General features: G+C 59.7%; 15 protein-coding genes. 10 read left to right on the top strand and 5 right to left on the bottom strand.

Features of this window, described 5'->3' with window-relative positions; genetic code table 11:
- Positions 1–2: 2 nt before the first annotated feature.
- Entirely contained in the window at positions 3–512 is a 510-nt protein-coding gene (locus QZ869_RS20670) for a MarR family winged helix-turn-helix transcriptional regulator (RefSeq protein WP_296107070.1), read from the bottom strand.
- A gap of 79 nt (positions 513–591) precedes the next feature.
- On the opposite strand from QZ869_RS20670, the gene QZ869_RS20665 reads away from it, so the two are divergent.
- The 3 genes from QZ869_RS20665 to QZ869_RS20655 all read left to right on the top strand — a co-directional run bounded on the left by QZ869_RS20665 (position 592) and on the right by QZ869_RS20655 (position 4,038).
- Positions 592–1,383 (top strand): creatininase family protein, encoded by a 792-nt coding sequence (locus QZ869_RS20665; RefSeq protein WP_296107068.1) that lies wholly within the window; start codon positions 592–594, stop codon positions 1,381–1,383.
- A gap of 310 nt (positions 1,384–1,693) precedes the next feature.
- Complete coding sequence (locus QZ869_RS20660) at positions 1,694–2,848, top strand: GTP-binding protein (protein ID WP_296040098.1); 1,155 nt, start codon at positions 1,694–1,696, stop codon at positions 2,846–2,848.
- 200 nt (positions 2,849–3,048) lie between these two features.
- Positions 3,049–4,038 (top strand): WD40 repeat domain-containing protein, encoded by a 990-nt coding sequence (locus QZ869_RS20655; RefSeq protein ID WP_296107065.1) that lies wholly within the window; start codon positions 3,049–3,051, stop codon positions 4,036–4,038.
- Between the two features lie 56 nt (positions 4,039–4,094).
- Here the strand turns inward: QZ869_RS20655 and QZ869_RS20650 are convergent, their stop codons facing one another.
- On the bottom strand, positions 4,095–4,541 hold the full coding sequence (locus tag QZ869_RS20650; RefSeq protein ID WP_296074974.1) for a glyoxalase superfamily protein: 447 nt from the start codon (positions 4,539–4,541) through the stop codon (positions 4,095–4,097).
- A 250-nt stretch (positions 4,542–4,791) separates the two neighbouring features.
- Positions 4,792–5,451: an OmpW family protein gene (locus QZ869_RS20645; RefSeq protein ID WP_296107091.1), complete on the bottom strand. Its 660-nt coding sequence runs from the start codon at positions 5,449–5,451 to the stop codon at positions 4,792–4,794.
- A 365-nt stretch (positions 5,452–5,816) separates the two neighbouring features.
- Between QZ869_RS20645 and QZ869_RS20640 the strand changes: the two genes are divergently transcribed.
- Together QZ869_RS20640 and QZ869_RS20635 are read left to right on the top strand one after the other, a co-directional pair.
- A complete protein-coding gene (locus QZ869_RS20640; RefSeq protein WP_296074971.1) occupies positions 5,817–7,631 on the top strand; it encodes a methyl-accepting chemotaxis protein in 1,815 nt (604 codons plus the stop codon).
- Positions 7,632–7,856: 225 nt separating this feature from the next.
- Positions 7,857–8,681, top strand: coding sequence for an AraC family transcriptional regulator (locus QZ869_RS20635; protein WP_296107062.1), 825 nt, complete (start codon positions 7,857–7,859; stop codon positions 8,679–8,681).
- A 123-nt stretch (positions 8,682–8,804) separates the two neighbouring features.
- Here QZ869_RS20635 and QZ869_RS20630 read toward each other — a convergent pair whose 3' ends face one another.
- Both QZ869_RS20630 and odc2 read right to left on the bottom strand, forming a co-directional pair.
- A complete protein-coding gene (locus QZ869_RS20630) occupies positions 8,805–9,371 on the bottom strand; it encodes a GNAT family N-acetyltransferase (protein ID WP_296107059.1) in 567 nt (188 codons plus the stop codon).
- A gap of 286 nt (positions 9,372–9,657) precedes the next feature.
- Positions 9,658–10,791, bottom strand: coding sequence for an ornithine/lysine decarboxylase (gene odc2 / locus QZ869_RS20625; protein WP_113180914.1), 1,134 nt, complete (start codon positions 10,789–10,791; stop codon positions 9,658–9,660).
- Positions 10,792–11,333: 542 nt separating this feature from the next.
- On the opposite strand from odc2, the gene QZ869_RS20620 reads away from it, so the two are divergent.
- The 5 genes from QZ869_RS20620 to QZ869_RS20600 all read left to right on the top strand — a co-directional run bounded on the left by QZ869_RS20620 (position 11,334) and on the right by QZ869_RS20600 (position 16,514).
- Positions 11,334–12,227 carry a LysR family transcriptional regulator gene (locus QZ869_RS20620; RefSeq protein WP_296014387.1) on the top strand — a complete coding sequence of 298 codons (894 nt, stop codon included), beginning with the start codon at positions 11,334–11,336 and terminating at the stop codon, positions 12,225–12,227.
- 75 nt (positions 12,228–12,302) lie between these two features.
- Positions 12,303–12,950 (top strand): DUF1007 family protein, encoded by a 648-nt coding sequence (locus tag QZ869_RS20615; protein WP_296014389.1) that lies wholly within the window; start codon positions 12,303–12,305, stop codon positions 12,948–12,950.
- A 47-nt stretch (positions 12,951–12,997) separates the two neighbouring features.
- Positions 12,998–14,395 (top strand): nickel/cobalt transporter, encoded by a 1,398-nt coding sequence (locus QZ869_RS20610; RefSeq protein ID WP_296014390.1) that lies wholly within the window; start codon positions 12,998–13,000, stop codon positions 14,393–14,395.
- 540 nt (positions 14,396–14,935) lie between these two features.
- Positions 14,936–15,373, top strand: a complete 438-nt coding sequence (locus tag QZ869_RS20605) for a GNAT family N-acetyltransferase (protein WP_296107055.1) — start codon at positions 14,936–14,938, stop codon at positions 15,371–15,373.
- A gap of 196 nt (positions 15,374–15,569) precedes the next feature.
- Entirely contained in the window at positions 15,570–16,514 is a 945-nt protein-coding gene (locus tag QZ869_RS20600) for a bile acid:sodium symporter family protein (RefSeq protein WP_296014393.1), read from the top strand.
- Positions 16,515–16,668 lie beyond the last annotated feature (154 nt).

Below are 16,668 nucleotides of genomic sequence, written 5' to 3'. Positions count from 1 at the left end.
ATTTAATCGATTATATCGAAAGCTTGCAGGTTGGAATCGATTGCGCGCAGCAGTTTGACCACCGTCTTCACCTCCTTGGCCGATAGCCCATCCACGGCGCGGGCGCTGCAGGCGGCAAGTGAGGCGTTGATATGATCGACGCTTTTCTGGCCCGATTCCGTCAGCTTCACCATGGTCAGCCGGCCATCTCCTTCACCGGTGCTGCGCTCCACGAAGCCCTGTGCTTCCATGCGGCCAATCGTGCGCGTCATGGTGGGAGCCTTGACGCCAAGCTTCTGGGCAATCTGGCCTGGCGTCATGCTGCCTTCCTGCGCCAGCGCCAGGATCACGCCGTCCTGACCGGCGTAAAGGCCGCTCGCTGCCAGATTGTGGCTGAGCGCGGTGCGCATGGAGCGTGCGGCCTGTGTGATGGATTGCGCAAGCTCTTCCGGGTTGAAGGCTATGTCCTTCTTCTTCTGTGACTTGTCTTTCTTGGATGCCTTGTCCTTCTTCGAGACCTTGTCCTTGCTCATTCAGCCCGTGCCTTTTGCCAGATCGCGAAACGACTATATGATGTTGTAACTTTTAACGAATATAGGCGCAGATCGCCATATGCCACACACATACACGCAATTTGACGACGAAACGATAACAGACGGATTTCACCCTCGGGAGACGATCGCGGTGCTGCCGCTCGGCGCGCATGAGCAGCATGGTCCGCATCTGCCCTTCGAGACGGACACGCTGATCGCAAAAGGCATCGTCACACGCCTGAAGGCGGCGCTGCCGCAGGATTTTCCCGTCACATTCCTGCCTGTCGAACCCATAGGCTATTCCATCGAACATATGGATGTGGAAGGCACCAAGACGCTTGCCTTCAATGAGGCCGTCAACCGCTGGCTCGACATCGCACGCGCACAGCATGAAAAGGGCATCGTCAAATTCGTCATGCTAAACGCCCATGGTGGCAATTCGCCGCTCCTCACAATCGTCGCCACCGAAGCGCGCAGGCGCTTCAACATGCTGGCCGTTGCCACCAGCTGGACGCGGTTCGGCCTGCCCGAGGGGCTGATTGCGCCACAAGACAAGGCCATCGACATCCATGGCGGCGATATCGAAACCTCGGTGATGCTCGCATTCGCTCCGAACGAAGTCGCCATCGACAAGGCCGCGAATTTCCCCTCGCGCCAGAGTGAATTTGCGAGCCGCTTCACCCATCTGCGCGCCTATGGCCCGCATGCTTTCGGCTGGATGATGAGCGACCTGAACCGCCAAGGCGTGGCCGGAAATGCCGCCGCTGCGAGCGCTGAAAAGGGCGAGGCGATCATTGCTCATTCGGTGCGCGGCTTGATTGCGCTTCTGGACGACGTTCGTGCCTTTGATATGAGGGCATTCGATGCCTGAAGCGTAGTCCACGCAAAACCGTACGGCGGTTTTGCGATCAGGACATGCGACAAGAGGAGGACCTGACGCGTCGGGAACGAACCTGAAAGATCGCGACGCCATTTGGCCGTTCGTGCGAACTGGAAGTCGGTTTTGCGACAACGCCAAGCGCCACAATGGCGTAGAGCGTCTTCGAACAGATCCGAAAGCTCGCGACACTCTACCATCAAAATTCTTGAACAGAATTTCTTTGAACTGCCTTCTTCGCAAGCCTATATGAACGGCAACATTTTGTCTGTCGCGCCAACCGGCCGCATATTCGAGGTTTTTCATGACCGAAGCAAACACCGCCTCCCCCGCAGCGCCAAAGCCCATCCCCGTCACCGTGCTGACCGGGTATCTGGGTGCCGGCAAGACCACGTTGCTGAACCGCATTCTGACCGAGAACCACGGCAAGAAATATGCCGTCATCGTCAACGAGTTCGGTGAAATCGGCATCGACAACGACCTGATCGTGGAATCGGACGAAGAAATCTACGAGATGAACAATGGCTGCATTTGCTGCACGGTGCGCGGTGACCTGATCCGCGTCGTCGAAGGCCTGATGCGCCGTCCCGACCGTTTCGACGGCATCATCGTCGAAACCACCGGCCTTGCAGATCCCGTTCCCGTCGCCCAGACCTTCTTCATGGATGACGATGTGCGCGCCAAGACAGAACTCGATGCTGTCGTGGCGCTGGTCGATGCCAAGCACCTGCCGCTGCGCCTGAAGGACAGCCGCGAGGCCGAGGACCAGATCGCCTTTGCCGATGTCGTCGTGATCAACAAAAGCGATCTCGTGACCAAGGAAGAACTGGCCCGCATCGAAGACATCGTGCGCGCCATCAACCCGTCGGCGCGCATCTACAAGACCGAACGCTCCGGCGTCGATCTTGCCCGCGTGCTGGATCAGGGCGCCTTCAACCTGGAACGTGCGCTGGAAAACGACCCGCACTTCCTCGAGCACGGCCATGAGGATCACGTCTGCGGCCCCGATTGCGACCACCATCACCACGATCACGACCACCACCATCATGGACATGATCACGATCATCACGGGCATGACCACCACGGTCACGACCATGATCACGACCACCATCATCACGGGCATGATCATGACCATCACGCGCCGTCGCCCATCCATGATGTGACGGTCCAGTCCATTTCGCTGCGCGGCGGCGAGATGAATCCCGAGCGCTTCTTCCCCTGGATTCAGAAGGTGACGCAGACCGACGGTCCGAACATTCTGCGCCTGAAAGGGATCATCGCCTTCAAGGGCGATGCCGAGCGTTACGTGGTGCAGGGTGTCCACATGATTATCGAGGGCGATCACCAGCGTCCGTGGAAGGAAGGCGAAAAGCGCGAAAGCCGCCTCGTCTTCATCGGCCGCGAACTCGATCGCGCAAAGCTGGAAGCCAGCTTTCATGCGTGTGAAGCGAAGGCGTAAACTGCTCAATTGATGCCGGCCCAGCGCAAGTCAGGCCGGCACAGGCAGCTTTGGCCCCGCCCTCTCCTCCCGCGTCATCCTCGGCCCTCGGGTCGAGCCCGAGGGTGACCCGAGGCTCCACGCCGCACAGGGTGGACGAAAACAAACCACCCCACCCCATACCGCAGCCAAAACACATACAGACGAAAGACTCATCGCCCATGCCAACCGTTGCTCCTCTTGACCTTGAAGGCCACGTCGTCGCGGCGCATTTTCTGGGCGATATTCCGCTGTTTGCCACCGCCGCGGGCACCATTCACCGCCTGGATGGCGGCGAGAAGGTGACCGAGGCCCACCAGGGCCTGCTCACCTGCATCCGCGATCCCCACAGCGCAACGCTTCTAACCGGCGGCGAAGATGGAAAGGTGCTTCGCGTCGGCCATGACGGTACCGTAACCGAGCTTGCCCATGTGCCGCGCAAGTGGATCAACGTGGTGGCGGGAGGCCCGCAGAAGGCCGTGGCATATGGCGTGGGCAAGTCAAGCTTCGTGCGCCTCTCCGACGGCACTACCAAGGAGTTTAAGGAAGACCGCACGGTGGAAGGCATTGCCTTTGCGCCAAAGGGTCTGCGCATCGCCGCTGCCCGCTACAATGGCGTGACCCTGCACTGGGTGGCAACCGCTGGCGACCCGGTCGATCTGGAATGGAAAGGCGCTCATACCAGCGTCACCTTCTCCCCAGATGGCCGCTTCCTCGTGACAAGCATGCAGGAAAACGCTCTTCATGGCTGGAAACTCGATGCCCCGAAGGGTGCCGACGCCCGCCACATGCGCATGACCGGCTATCCCGGCAAGGTGAAATCGCTCTCCTGGTCGCCCAAAGGCAAATGGCTGGCCTCGTCGGGCGCTCCTGCGGCAATCGTCTGGCCGTTTTCCGGCAAGGATGGCCCTATGGGCAAGGCGCCGGAAGAACTCGGTACTCGCGGCAATATCATGGCAGCCCAGGTCGCATTCCATCCGGCTGACGACGTACTTGCCATCGGCTTCATCGATGGCATGATTCTTGGCGTGCGCATGGCAGACGGCAAGGAAGCGCTTCTGCGCCGCCCTGGCAAGGGCGCAATCTCCGGCCTCTCCTGGAGCGCCAACGGCAAGCTGCTGGCCTTCGCGTCCGAAGCTGGCGATTGCGGCATCGTCGATATCTCGGCGTGACCGGGGGCCGGCACCTGCCAGCCATCCGGCTCGACCTTAAAGCGTGCCCGCCACCCTCACCACGTCAGTTCCACCTGTGCCCGACCGTCGGAGGTGCGCTCCACGGTGCGGCCACTCGCATCCACATTGCAGTGAACGCGCTGACGGAAGGCGGAGAAGCTGTCGAAGGTTACGACATCGACCGGATCGTCGAAATGCATCGTCAGCCGAAAGCGCTCCGGGTCGCCGCCGAGCGACTGCACGCCGAGGATCGCGCCGGTGAAAGGCTGGCCGAGATAGTAGCCGCTGACGCGTGACCCCAGCATGTAAGGATTGAACGGCGGGCGATTGCCCACTGCGGCATGAAGCGTGTTCCAGTCCCGGTAGCCGTATTGGGCCGCGATCAGCTCCAGCGCGCGCGAATGACCGATCGTCGTGCCTTCGCCGGCAAGTCCGGCGCGAAGGCGCTTCGCCTGATCTTTCAGCGTATCGAGACTGGGTAGAGGTAGTGTCGTGTTCCGCATGGCGGTTCTCCTGCATCGGCATACGTCGTTTGAGGAGGGGTCCGCATTGCCACCGTCTGCATGCCTGAAAAAGGAATGACCGTATCGGAGGTTTGAAAGAGAGTTTCACCAAAGCTGTGACGCTTGCGGACGGCAGGGACTCTCGCCCTGACGCCGTCTTTAGCGGATTTCGGGGTGACGGTCAAACAGGATGCCCCAGAGCTCCCGCGCTTTAAAAAGGGCGCCGCGGCTGCCCGCAGCGCCCTGCTCCCTAGAACCGGTAGGTCACACCGGCACCGAGAAGCCACGGATCGAGCTTGGCCTTGCCGCTGATGTCGCCGAAAGCGTCGCTTGTTGCCGTCCACTTCGTATCGAGGAAGATCTTCTTCACGTCGAAATTCACGCCCCAGTTCTTCGTCACCATATAGTCGAAGCCGACCTGCACGGCCGCACCGAAATCGTTCTTCACATCGAGATTGCTGAAGCCCGGCTTTTCGCTCTGGTGATAGAAGAGAGAGTAGTTCACGCCAGCACCCACATAGGGTTTGAAGGCGCCGAAATCGGTAAAGTGATATTGCAGCGTCAGCGTTGGCGGCAAGAGCCAGGTCTTGCCGACATCGATCTCGCCAAGCGACCCCGTCATTTTGATCTTAGAAAAGGTCGTGCCGAGAATGAGTTCGGCGGCGATGTTGTCGGTGAAGAAGTAGCTGATATCGAATTCCGGGATCACCGTGTCCGAATAGGAGAGCCCGGCACCCGGCACGCCATTGATCGTGCCGCTGTCATGGGTGAGAACACCGAGCGCTCGAACGCGGATCATCCACGGGCTTGCCGCAGCGATCGCTTCTTCAGCCGTGGGGGCTGGTGCAACTTGCGCCAGATCCGCCGCGAAGGCAATGCCGGGCAGAGCGCAGCACAGAAGCGGAAGGATGGCTTTTCGGACGGTCGCAAACACGTTTTCTCTCCTTGATCAGATCGATGAACACGCGTCTTCGCTTGGCGCCCGCAAGGTTTGGACTCGGCGCAAAAGAGCGGAGAAGGTGTGTCGCGCCTTTTCTATCTCTTCGAACGACTGAGGCATTTGAGGTGGATCAAATCGCATGGGAAGGCTCAAGCCCTGGCGCCTTTTGCTCTGGGAGGCCAGAGATTTAAGAAACCTTTAACCACGCTAAAACAGATTATTATTATTAACCATAATTAGTTCGATCTAAACCTATCTTCGCGACGTTATTTCCCGGACTCAAGCTATGACCCTAATGCCGCATCTGGCGATCTAGGGCCCGGAGAAAGACAACCATGCGAGTTTCCATTTCAGCGGCCATCACAGCCACAGGCATTGCCCTGATTGCAGGCGTGCTTCTGACACTTCTGACAGGCGCTGAGGCGCTAAACAGGTTGAAGGTGAATGGCCCGATCTATCAGGACATCATCTACAGCAAGGACCTGATCGCCGATATTCTGCCGCCGCCGCTGTATGTCATCGAAAGCTATGCGCTTGCCAATGAAAGCGCCTTGCATACCGATACGCTGAACACCAACGCAGCACGCATGAAGGTTCTGAAAGACCAATATGAAGACCGTCGCCAATACTGGAAGACGACCACCCTGCCAGATGCCTTGAAGGCCAAGCTTTTCGATGATGTGCTGGTCAAGGGCGACGATTTCTGGCGCGAAATGGAAACCACAACGCTCCCTGCCCTTTTTGCCAATGATCGTGCGGCCATTACCGCATCCTTGAGCGCGCTGCGGGCGAAATTCCATCTGCATGAAGCTGCCGTCAACCAACTGGTGGAGATGGGCAATGTCTTCGGCACGGAGAAGGAGGCCTATGCTGCTTCGCAGACCACCCTGCTACAGGGCGCAAGCTATGGCCTTGGGTTCTTCCTCATTCTTCTGTGCATCGCCTCCACGCTCTTTACCAGACGCCGCGCCATCCGCCCGCTGGGCGACATGACCCACGCCATGACGACGATGGCAGGCGGCGACCTGACGGACGCTCCGCCGCACCTTGGCCGCAAGGACGAGATCGGCGCGATTGCAAAGGCGCTTGCCATCTTCCGCGATGCAGGACTGGAGAAAAGACGGCTGGAAGCGCAAGCCGAGGAAGCGCGCCGGGCAAGCGATGCCGAACGCCAGGAGCGCGAACGTGAGCGTGTTGCCGATGCCGACGCGCTTCGTTTTGCCGTCGAGCAACTGGGCGGTGGCTTGAGCAAGCTCGCAAATGGCGATCTGAGCCGCAATCTCGAACAGCCCTTCCATCCGCGCTTCGAAACCCTGCGACAGAATTTCAACGAGTCGGTCGCAACGTTGCGTTCGACGCTTCGGGAGGTTCTGTCGGAAACCGTTCAATTGAACCGACAGGGGCAGGAACTGCGTGGCGGCGCCGACAATCTGGCGCGCCGCACAGAGCAGCAGGCAGCCGCGCTGGAAGAAACCGCCGCAGCTTTGGAGCAGGTCACCTCTACCGGCAAGGCCTCGGTATCGCGCGTGGAAGACATGCGCAATCTGGTCAAGGATGCGCGCAACTCCGCCGTCCATTCCTCCGCCGTCGTTGGTGAGGCGATTTCGGCCATGAGCCGCATCGAGACGGCATCGGGTGAAATCGGCTCCATTATCGGCGTCATCGAAGGCATTGCCTTCCAGACCAATCTTCTGGCGCTGAATGCCGGTGTTGAAGCGGCGCGTGCGGGCGATGCCGGAAAGGGCTTTGCCGTCGTGGCGCAGGAGGTGCGCGATCTGGCGCAACGCGCTGCCGCCGCCGCCAAGGAAATCAAGCAGCTGGTCGCCAGATCCAGCCAGGAAGTGGCAGGCGGCGTCGATCTCGTTCAGTCGACCGGTTCGGTTCTGGCCGAAATCCAGGCCGTGGTATCGCGCATCGATCTCAACATCGACGCCATCGCAACCGCCGCTCGCGAACAATCCGTCGGTCTTGCCGAGATCAACACCAGCGTCAACACGCTGGACCAGATGACCCAGCACAATGCCGCCATGGTGGAAGAGACCAACGCCGCCACCCAGACGCTGGCAGATGCCGCCCACACGCTCGCCTCGCTCGCAGGCCGGTTCCATATCGCCGGCAACGACCAGGCGCAGGTCCAGCGCGCCGCGTAACCCGGACGGTATGATGGCATGGCGGCACCCTCCGCCCTGCCCCCACAAGTGAGATATCGACCTGAAGCGTGGAGCGGTTTTGAAGCACCGCAACACGCTTCAGCCTTTTCTGCGTCCCATAAAGCACGCTCTCGACGCACCCTTGCCGTCATCTCAAAGTCAAATACGATCAAGCGCACCAGCCTCCGATCCGCGATAAGGACCGGGTGAAGCACGGGAGAGCCCATGGCCGTTGTTGAAAGACTGATCTGGCAGATCGAAACGGATCTGCACACAGACCTGTCCCTGACCTCGCTGTCTGAGCGTTGCGCGGTCAATGTCCATCACATGTGCCGGATCTTTCAACTGGCCACAGGCATGTCGATCATGAGTTACGCGCGCGCCCGCAGATTATCCAAGGCGGCACGCGCCGTCGCCCATGGTCAGGACAACATCATCGCCATCTCACTCGATGCTGGCTATGGTTCTCACGAGGCATTCACACGTGCCTTCGCACATTGCTTCGGCATCACGCCAAGCGCTCTGCGAAGCCATCGATCCATCACCACTCTCGATCTTATGGAGCCTTTTGAAATGAACAAGGATATGATTGTTCCGGTTGCAGCCCCCCGCCTGGAAGAACGCGGCGCGATGCGGGTGGTGGGACTTGGCATCGACTGCGCCTTTGGCAACACCGGCGCGATACCGGCACTCTGGCAGGCCTTCAACGCCCGCGAAAACGAGGTGGAAAACGCCGTGCCGGGAGCCTTATACGGGGTCTGCTGCATGGGGGACGGCGCCGGCAATTTCCGCTATATCGCGGGAGTAGAGGCAAAAGGCTCGACATCCGGGATGGAGCATATCGATATCCCCGCACACCGATATGCCGTCTTCACCCATAGCGGCCATATCTCGGACTTTGCCAAGACAGTCTATACGATCTGGAACAAGGCACTGCCCGACGCTGGCCTGAACAGCGCACAGGCCCCGGACTTCGAACGCTACGATTACCGCTTCGATGGGCGCACCGGTCGCGGCGAGGTGGAAATCTGGATACCGATCGTTTCGTGAGTGGATGGCGGGATTGGCCGGGAAGCAGCAGCCCACCCGCAAATAAGAAGAGCCGCCCCCATACCGGGAACGGCTCTCTTGGTTCACAGAGTTACATGGCAGACCCAAAAGACTGCTTGTCCATCAGGAAAAGCGGCGACCGCTCGCCACCAGCATGCCGGCGGCACCATCCAGCCAACCCGCCTTCAGTTCCAGCGCCAGAAAGCGGTTGCGCTCGAAGGGGCCTGGCATGACGAGGTGCTGGGTCTTGTTCGCGAAGAAGCCGAAGCGTTCGTAGTACGGCGCGTCACCGACAAGCAGGATTGCGCCGTGGCCGCGGCGGGCAGCTTCAGCGATTGCCGCGCGCATCAGCCCCGAGCCGATACCCTTGCCCTCATGGGCGGCATCGACGGCGAGCGGTCCGAGCAGCAGGGCGGCAACCGGGCGGCCTTCGCGGGTCACGCCCGCTTCGACGTTCCACAGGCGCACGGTGCCGATGACATGGCCATCCTCATCACGGGCAACCAGCGCCAGACCTTCGGCAGGCACACGACCGGCGCGCAGCTTCTCGGAAGACTTGCGGCGGCGGCCGGGACCCATGGCGCGGTCCAGCAGGTTTTCGCGCGCGACGACGTCGGCGGCGTTTTCGGTATCGATGAAGAATGTCTGCGGCGTGAAAAATGCACGAACCGAATTGAGAACAGCGGCCATCCCGGCCTCCCGTTACCAAGCCGCCCACGAAAGCGGCACCTGCGAAGAAACATGTCGCGCCCGTTTTTGATCAAAACCTGCAACGACAAGGATTGAACCGTTCCGGCCCGGCGCGCGCCGCAAGCTTTCCCTCGGCTGGACAGAGGGCTTGGCAAGCAGGGTTTGCGCCAGGCCCGGGCGTCAGCCGGGCCGGAACGGGAAGATCCGGGAAAACGCCACCCGCCCCAACGGGCGGCGTCTCGCGCAGATCACATTGCTTTGGATCAGTAAAAACCCTGAGACGGGTTTAGATCACGTAGGCCTTCAAAGGCTCGAAGCCGTTGAAAGCGACCGCCGAATAGGTGGTCGTGTAGGCGCCCGTTCCTTCGATCAGAACTTCGTCGCCGATGGTCAGCGAGACCGGCAGCGGGTACATGTTCTTCTCGTAGAGCACATCGGCGCTATCGCAGGTCGGACCGGCCAGAACGCAAGGCTCCATCGTGTCCTCATCGCGCGTGGTGCGGATGGGGTAACGAATGGCTTCGTCCATGGTTTCGGCCAGACCGCCGAACTTGCCGATGTCGAGGAACACCCAGCGATGGTTGTCATTGTCGGACTTGCGAGAGACGAGAACGACTTCCGCCTTGATCACCCCCGCATTGCCAACCATGCCGCGGCCCGGCTCGATGATGGTCTTCGGGATCTGGTTGCCGAAGTGCTTGCGCAGCGCCGTGTCGATTGCCTGGCCGTATTCTTCAGCGGCGGGAACGTCGCGAAGATACTTGGTCGGGAAACCGCCGCCCATATTGACCATCTGCAGGTGGATGCCCTGCTTGGCAAGAGAGGCGAAAACGCGCTTGGCATCGCCAACGGCTGCATCCCATGCGTCGAGGTTCATCATCTGCGAACCGACATGGAAGGACACGCCGTAGGATTCGAGACCCAGCTGGTGTGCATAGACCAGAACGTCGACAGCCATCTGCGGCACGCAGCCGAACTTGCGAGACAGCGGCCATTCGGCACCTTCGCCATCGGTCAGAACGCGGCAGAATACGCGGGCACCTGGGGCTGCGCGGGCAACCTTCTCGACTTCCTCATGACTGTCCACGGCGAAGAGATCGATGCCGAGCGCATGAGCGCGTGCAACATCGCGTTCCTTCTTGATGGTGTTGCCGAAGGAGATGCGGTCGGAGGTCGCACCGGCATCGAGCGCCATCTGGATTTCAGCCACGGAGGCGCAATCGAAGTTGGAGCCCATGGAAGCGAGCAGCTTCAGAATTTCAGGAGCCGGGTTTGCCTTGACAGCGTAATAGATCGCGCTGTTCGGCAGGGCGTGACGGAACGCGTGGAAATTATCGCGCACGACGTCGAGATCGACCACAAGGCAGGGACCTTCGGGACGGCGGGTATTGATGAAGTCGAGGATGCGAGCAGTCGTCATCGTTGTGTTCCCTAACTTGATCCGGCTCCGGAAAATTCCGGAGGACAAAGAACGCTCGAGATATGCAAGACGAATCAGCCGGTGGAGGCGCAGATTCATTCGCATACGCTCAAGGCGCAAATGTGAACAACGCCCTGCCAGGAGCATTATTCGGCTTTGTCTGCCATGGGATTGGAGGGAATCATACCCAACCGCACTTACGGCAATGATGGTGTGCCTCTTCAGTACCCCGGCTGATGGAAAGCCGGCAGAGAACCAGAAAGGCCCGCACCGTCGTTGCTTCGTATGTCCTCGCATATCCGGTTGGCCGGAACAGCGACTGGAGGGGTTAATTCCAGGTACCTTACCGAACTCCTCACCACATCGAGGGTCGGCGGACACACATGGGCACGTGCGACTTTGGGCAGACCGGGAGATAAGAATATTCGCCGTCATAATCAAGAGGAATTTTTCACCACATCGCGAATTTTTTCGGCAGCTATTTTGTTATTGGACAGTCCGTCCCGATCGTTCAAATATATGGAACAAACAGGAGTTTTTGGATGGATACGCTGACCCGCATTCGCGCCTTTATCGACGTGGTCGAGGCGGAAGGTTTCTCCGCCGCCGCGCGCAAGACCGGACGCTCCAAGGCGCTGCTGTCCAAATATGTGCGCGAGCTGGAAGACGATCTCGGCGCGCTGCTGCTGAACCGCACCACGCGGCAGTTTTCGCTGACCGAAGCGGGCCACACCTATTACCGCACGGCCTCCGATATATTGAAAGAGATCGACAATCTCGCGGACCTGGTGCGCGAGAAAAACTCCGACCTGAAAGGCAAGCTACGCCTTTCCGTGCCGCGCACCTTCATCGATGCCGATGTCGGCCAGAGCCTCATCGATTTCGCCCGAGAAAACCCGGAGCTTTCCATGGAGATCGTGGCCGACGACCGCTTCGTCGATCTGATCGAGGAAGGCTTCGATCTGGCAATCCGCATCACCAAGCTGGAGGATTCGGGCCTCATTGCCCGCAAGCTGTCGGATTTCCGCGTTCATGCGGTGGCGACACCCGATTTCGTCGAGCGCCATGGCCCGCTGGAAACCCCGCAAGATCTTGGAAAAGTGCCCTGCATCATCGACACCAATTCCCGCTTCCAGAATCACATCCGTTATTTCGAGCCCGGCGGCGGCACCAATTCGGTTGCGACGCGAGGACCGATCGAAGTCAACAGCCCGCAGGCGACGCTGCGCGCCGCACGCTCTGGGCTCGGCGTTGCCATCGTGCCGGATTTCATCGCTCGCCCGCATATCCAGTCGGGCGAACTGGTGACGCTTTTCGATGAGTATATTTCCCGCGATCGCGGCATCTACGCCGTCTATCCGCACCGGCGCTACCTGCCCGCCAAGGTGCGCAGCTTCGTCGATTATCTCTCCAACTGGTTCCGAAAGAACGGTTGATCGGCGCTCCGCCGAAATTCAGACCCAATTTGTTATAGAGTAACCGCAGATTCGCCCGAGGATAAAACGCGGCCCATGAAAAAACTCATTCTACCAATGGCCGCCTGCGCCGCTGCCTGTCTTGCGCCGCTTAACGCTTTCGCCCATCCGCATATCTTTGCCGAAGCGCGCATGGAAATCATCGAAGGCGCGGATGGCAATGTGCAGGAAGTGCGCAACATCTGGCGCTTCGACGAGATGTTTTCCGCAAGCGTGGTCCTGGACTACGACAAGAACAGCGACGCCAAGCTCGACAAGGAAGAGCTCGCTGAAATCGGCACCACGGTGCATGAATCGCTTGCCGAATATTCCTACTACACCTTCATCGGGGTCAACGGAAAGAACATCGACTTCAACAAGCCGGATGTCATCCATGTGGATTACAAGGACGGCCAGATCCTGATGTTCTTCTCGGTCAAGCCGAAGAACCCGCTGCCGGTGAAGGGCAAGCTTTCCTTCGGCGCCTGGGACCCGACCATGTATACGGCCATCGATTTCGCCAAGGATACCGACATCGTCGTCAAAGGCCCGCATCTGGCCGCCTGCAAGCACAAGGTGGTGCGCCCCGACCCGGATGAAATCATCGCCCAGAACCAGAGCAGCCTGACCGACGCCTTCTTCAACGATCCGACCGGCACCGATATGACCAAGCTCTTTGCGACAAGACTGGAATTGCAATGCTAGAGGATGCCGTTTCACCGCAGGGAGCCAGGCAGGCTGAGGGATTGATGATGACCCTAAAACGCTCGCTTCGGGTCATCCTCGGACTTGACCCGAGGATCCATGTTTTCAACGGCTCATGGATCGTCAGGTCGCCCTCGGAAGTGACCGTGGGGCCGACCATGGTGCCTGAGAGGTCGTGGCGTGGACAAGCCTCCTCCCGCCGCGCAGACGCGCGACGACTGGATTCCTATCACGAGGACGGGAATGAGGTCGGTAAGGTGTGGCTCCTGGCGCTTACCACCCTCGCCCTCCTCTTCGCCTCGCTCAGCATCGCCCACGCCCAATCTCCGCTCGGCATCGGCTCCGCCGAACCTTCCATTTCTGTCGGCGGGCCACTCGCCCCCTTCTTCCAGTGGATCAACGTCCACCAGCAGAGCTTCTACCGCGCACTCACCGGCGCGCTGAAAGCCATGCGCGAAGACCCATGGGCGCTGACTTCGCTGATCGGCCTGTCTTTCGCTTACGGCGTCTTCCACGCCGCTGGCCCCGGCCATGGCAAGGCGGTCATCTCCTCCTACATGATCGCCAACGAAACGCAGCTGAAACGCGGCATCCTGATTTCCTTCGTCTCGGCACTCATCCAGGGCGTCGTCGCCATAGGCCTCGTCGTCGCAGCTTACTTTCTGCTGCGTGGCACCTCCATCACCATGACCAAGGCCACGCAGGCGATGGAGATCGCAAGCTTTGCCATGGTCGCGCTTTTCGGCGCCTGGCTTCTGGTGCGCAAGATCTGGAGCATGCTGCGCCATCACGACGATTATCACGCCGTCACGCCAACACAAACGCCCGCATCGGCGCTGGCCACATCGTCTTCCGCATCGTCCACGTCCTCTTTTCCGCCATCGTCCGGCGCAGGCGCTGGCCTGTCCAGAAGCTCTGCTTTGTCCTTCAAGGCAGCGGACAATACCGCGACCGGCTTCGCAGACGCCCCAACCACAGCCCCCCGCCGCACGGGCATGGGCACGGGGCTGCGCTTTCAGGGCCAGCCGGTCTTTGCCGATCACGCTCAGAGCGGCAGCGGTGACATCTGCGATGCCTGCGGCAAGGCGCACGCGCCCGATCCCACCATCTTCCAGTCCCGCACATTCAGCCTCACCGAAGCATGGTCGGCAATCGTCGCGGTGGGCCTGCGCCCCTGCTCCGGCGCCATCATCGTCATGAGCTTTTCCATGCTGAACGGCTTGCTCATCGGCGGCATGCTCTCGGTGCTCGCCATGTCCATCGGCACCGCCATAACCGTCTCGCTGCTCGCCATCCTCGCCGTCACCGCCAAGGACGCCGCCATCCGCTACGCCGGAACCGGCAGCCGCCGGGCTTCAAGGATCGCCAACGGTATCGAGATTGCCGGGGCACTGGTGGTGCTGTTGATGGGACTGGCGTTGCTGGGGGCGTCGTTACAGGCTTAAACACCCTGCATTACAAACCGCGTACAAAGCGCGACATGCAGCAGGACCCGAAATGCGATTAGCCCTTCGATGTATCGCAGCTGCGCTCGGATTTGGCGTCCTACTCGGCGCTGGCTTGGTCGTGAAGGGGCTTCTTGACGCCAACGAACATATTGACCGCTGCGCTGACGAAACCTCGGGAAAGTACATTTTCGACGATGAGGCTCGAGAGAGCGCCTGTAAATGATCGGCGAAATGCAAATCCGACAAATGCCGTTCTTAATCCTTCTCGACCCTCGGTGAACAGCAAGCTTGACCCTTGCTGAGCGAATTTTACCTTTCGGCGGGTTTTCAGTCCTCGGCACCTCTGCGCAGAATGGTAGCATTCAGCAAAGGATATGCTAGATATCGGCCTTGCCCCCGGTAGCGCCAAGCACCGAGCTAGGCTCGCGGCTCAAGCGGCATCGTGTTTTCGTTAACGATTGTGTTCAAGCCAGCGATGTAGGTGCCAGACATGTCTTGGAGTAGCGCGCCCGAAAACGTCATTATCGAGAATGATTTATGATAACAACGATCAGACCCGCCAAACCGGCCGATGTTCCAGCCCTGTTTCACATTCGCACCTACGTTCGCGAGAACCACCTGAGCCGCGAACAACTTGCCGGTCTCGGCATAACCGAGGCGTCGATTGCCGAGATGATTTCCGCTGCACCCTGCGCTTGGGTCGCTGTTTCGGGTGATGAGGTCGTTGGATTCTCGATGATCGATAGTGCCGAGGGTTCTCTCTTCGCTGCCTTTATTCTTCCCTCGCACGAGGGGATGGGCATAGGGGCAAAGCTGGTGGATGCCGCTGAGAACGAGCTGTTTCGGCACCATTCTGAAATCTGGCTGGAAACCGCTGAAAATAGCCGCGCCGCTGGGTTCTACCGGCACCTTGGCTGGAGCAACGAGATCAAAGTTGAGGACGATCAAATCAGGCTGACAAAAGCGCGCCCTTGATGTCTTCTGCCGGGCGGCGGATCGGCTCGCCGATGGGCGCACGCGCATCGTCCCCGACTGCAGCTGTCGTCCACATCCCTGCTGAAAGCAGGCAACCGCAATATTAGCAGACACGCAAAAACCCAGCCAAACTGACCTTGACAGTCAGGCTGACGCATCTAGACGTCCCGCTAGCATTTCTTTGGAGGGACAGATCATGAAGGCACTGGCGCAGATATCGTCGTTCGTTGGCAAGACATTCGCGGCCTGGGTGGTGCTGTTTGCGGTCCTCGGCTTCTTCTTTCCCGATACGTTCAAGCAGATCGGCCCGTGGATCGTGACGTTGCTGTCCATCATCATGTTCGGCATGGGTCTTACCCTTTCGCTTGATGACTTCCGCGAGGTGGTGAAGCGTCCCTTCGATGTGACGATCGGCGTTCTTGGCCAATTCCTGATCATGCCGCTTCTGGCTGTTCTGCTGACAAAGCTCATTCCGATGCCGCCAGAAGTGGCGGCAGGCGTGATCCTGGTGGGATGCTGCCCCGGTGGTACCTCCTCCAACGTCATGACCTATCTGTCCAAGGGTGACGTCGCACTCTCCGTGGCCTGCACGTCCGTGACGACGCTTGCTGCTCCCATCATCACGCCGTTTCTTGTCTGGATGTTTGCCAGCCAGTATCTTCCCGTCGATGGCTGGGCAATGTTCATGAGCATCATCAAGGTCGTGCTTGTTCCGCTGGCGCTCGGCGCACTGCTGCAGAAGCTTTTGCCAAGCTTCGTCAAGGCCGCCGTCCCTGCTCTGCCGCTTGTCAGCGTCATCGGCATCGTCTTGATCGTCTCCGCCGTCGTGGGCGCCTCCAAGGCGTCCATCGTTCAATCCGGCCTGATGATCTTCGCCGTCGTCATCCTGCACAACGGTCTCGGTTACCTGCTCGGCTTCTTCGCAGCCAAGGCCTGCGGCCTGACGCTTGCCAAGCGCAAGGCCATTGCAATCGAGGTCGGCATGCAAAATTCCGGTCTCGGTGCAGCGCTCGCAACGGCCTACTTCTCGCCGCTTGCCGCTGTGCCGAGCGCCATTTTCAGCGTCTGGCACAACATATCCGGTGCCCTCCTCGCCAACTGGTTTGCCGGACGTGGCAAGGAAGAAATCACGCAGCGCTGAAACCTGCTCACCAGGAGAAAATGCGCCACCCGGGTGCGCGCAGGACCGGTTTTGGTGGAAAAAGCGATCAGGATAGGTTAAATTTAAACCCGACAGCGCGTGCTGCGTGCGCTGCGGGTTCCCCCGAAATCGACGGAGACTAAGATCAACTTCC

Source organism: uncultured Agrobacterium sp., from assembly GCF_913777885.1.
Classification (GTDB): domain Bacteria; phylum Pseudomonadota; class Alphaproteobacteria; order Rhizobiales; family Rhizobiaceae; genus Agrobacterium.
The sequence above is the reverse complement of the archived record's forward strand: the minus strand, read 5'-3'. Positions and strand labels throughout refer to the sequence as shown.

Coding starts and splice junctions, on each gene's coding strand:
- QZ869_RS20600 (WP_296014393.1), top strand. CDS start 15,570: ATGAAGGCACTGGCGCAGATATCGTCGTTCGTTGGCAAGACATTCGCG.
- QZ869_RS20635 (WP_296107062.1), top strand. CDS start 7,857: ATGGCCGTTGTTGAAAGACTGATCTGGCAGATCGAAACGGATCTGCAC.
- QZ869_RS20660 (WP_296040098.1), top strand. CDS start 1,694: ATGACCGAAGCAAACACCGCCTCCCCCGCAGCGCCAAAGCCCATCCCC.
- QZ869_RS20665 (WP_296107068.1), top strand. CDS start 592: ATGCCACACACATACACGCAATTTGACGACGAAACGATAACAGACGGA.
- QZ869_RS20670 (WP_296107070.1), bottom strand. CDS start 512: ATGAGCAAGGACAAGGTCTCGAAGAAGGACAAGGCATCCAAGAAAGAC.
- QZ869_RS20650 (WP_296074974.1), bottom strand. CDS start 4,541: ATGCGGAACACGACACTACCTCTACCCAGTCTCGATACGCTGAAAGAT.
- QZ869_RS20630 (WP_296107059.1), bottom strand. CDS start 9,371: ATGGCCGCTGTTCTCAATTCGGTTCGTGCATTTTTCACGCCGCAGACA.
- QZ869_RS20620 (WP_296014387.1), top strand. CDS start 11,334: ATGGATACGCTGACCCGCATTCGCGCCTTTATCGACGTGGTCGAGGCG.
- QZ869_RS20640 (WP_296074971.1), top strand. CDS start 5,817: ATGCGAGTTTCCATTTCAGCGGCCATCACAGCCACAGGCATTGCCCTG.
- odc2 (WP_113180914.1), bottom strand. CDS start 10,791: ATGACGACTGCTCGCATCCTCGACTTCATCAATACCCGCCGTCCCGAA.
- QZ869_RS20610 (WP_296014390.1), top strand. CDS start 12,998: ATGACCCTAAAACGCTCGCTTCGGGTCATCCTCGGACTTGACCCGAGG.
- QZ869_RS20605 (WP_296107055.1), top strand. CDS start 14,936: ATGATAACAACGATCAGACCCGCCAAACCGGCCGATGTTCCAGCCCTG.
- QZ869_RS20615 (WP_296014389.1), top strand. CDS start 12,303: ATGAAAAAACTCATTCTACCAATGGCCGCCTGCGCCGCTGCCTGTCTT.
- QZ869_RS20655 (WP_296107065.1), top strand. CDS start 3,049: ATGCCAACCGTTGCTCCTCTTGACCTTGAAGGCCACGTCGTCGCGGCG.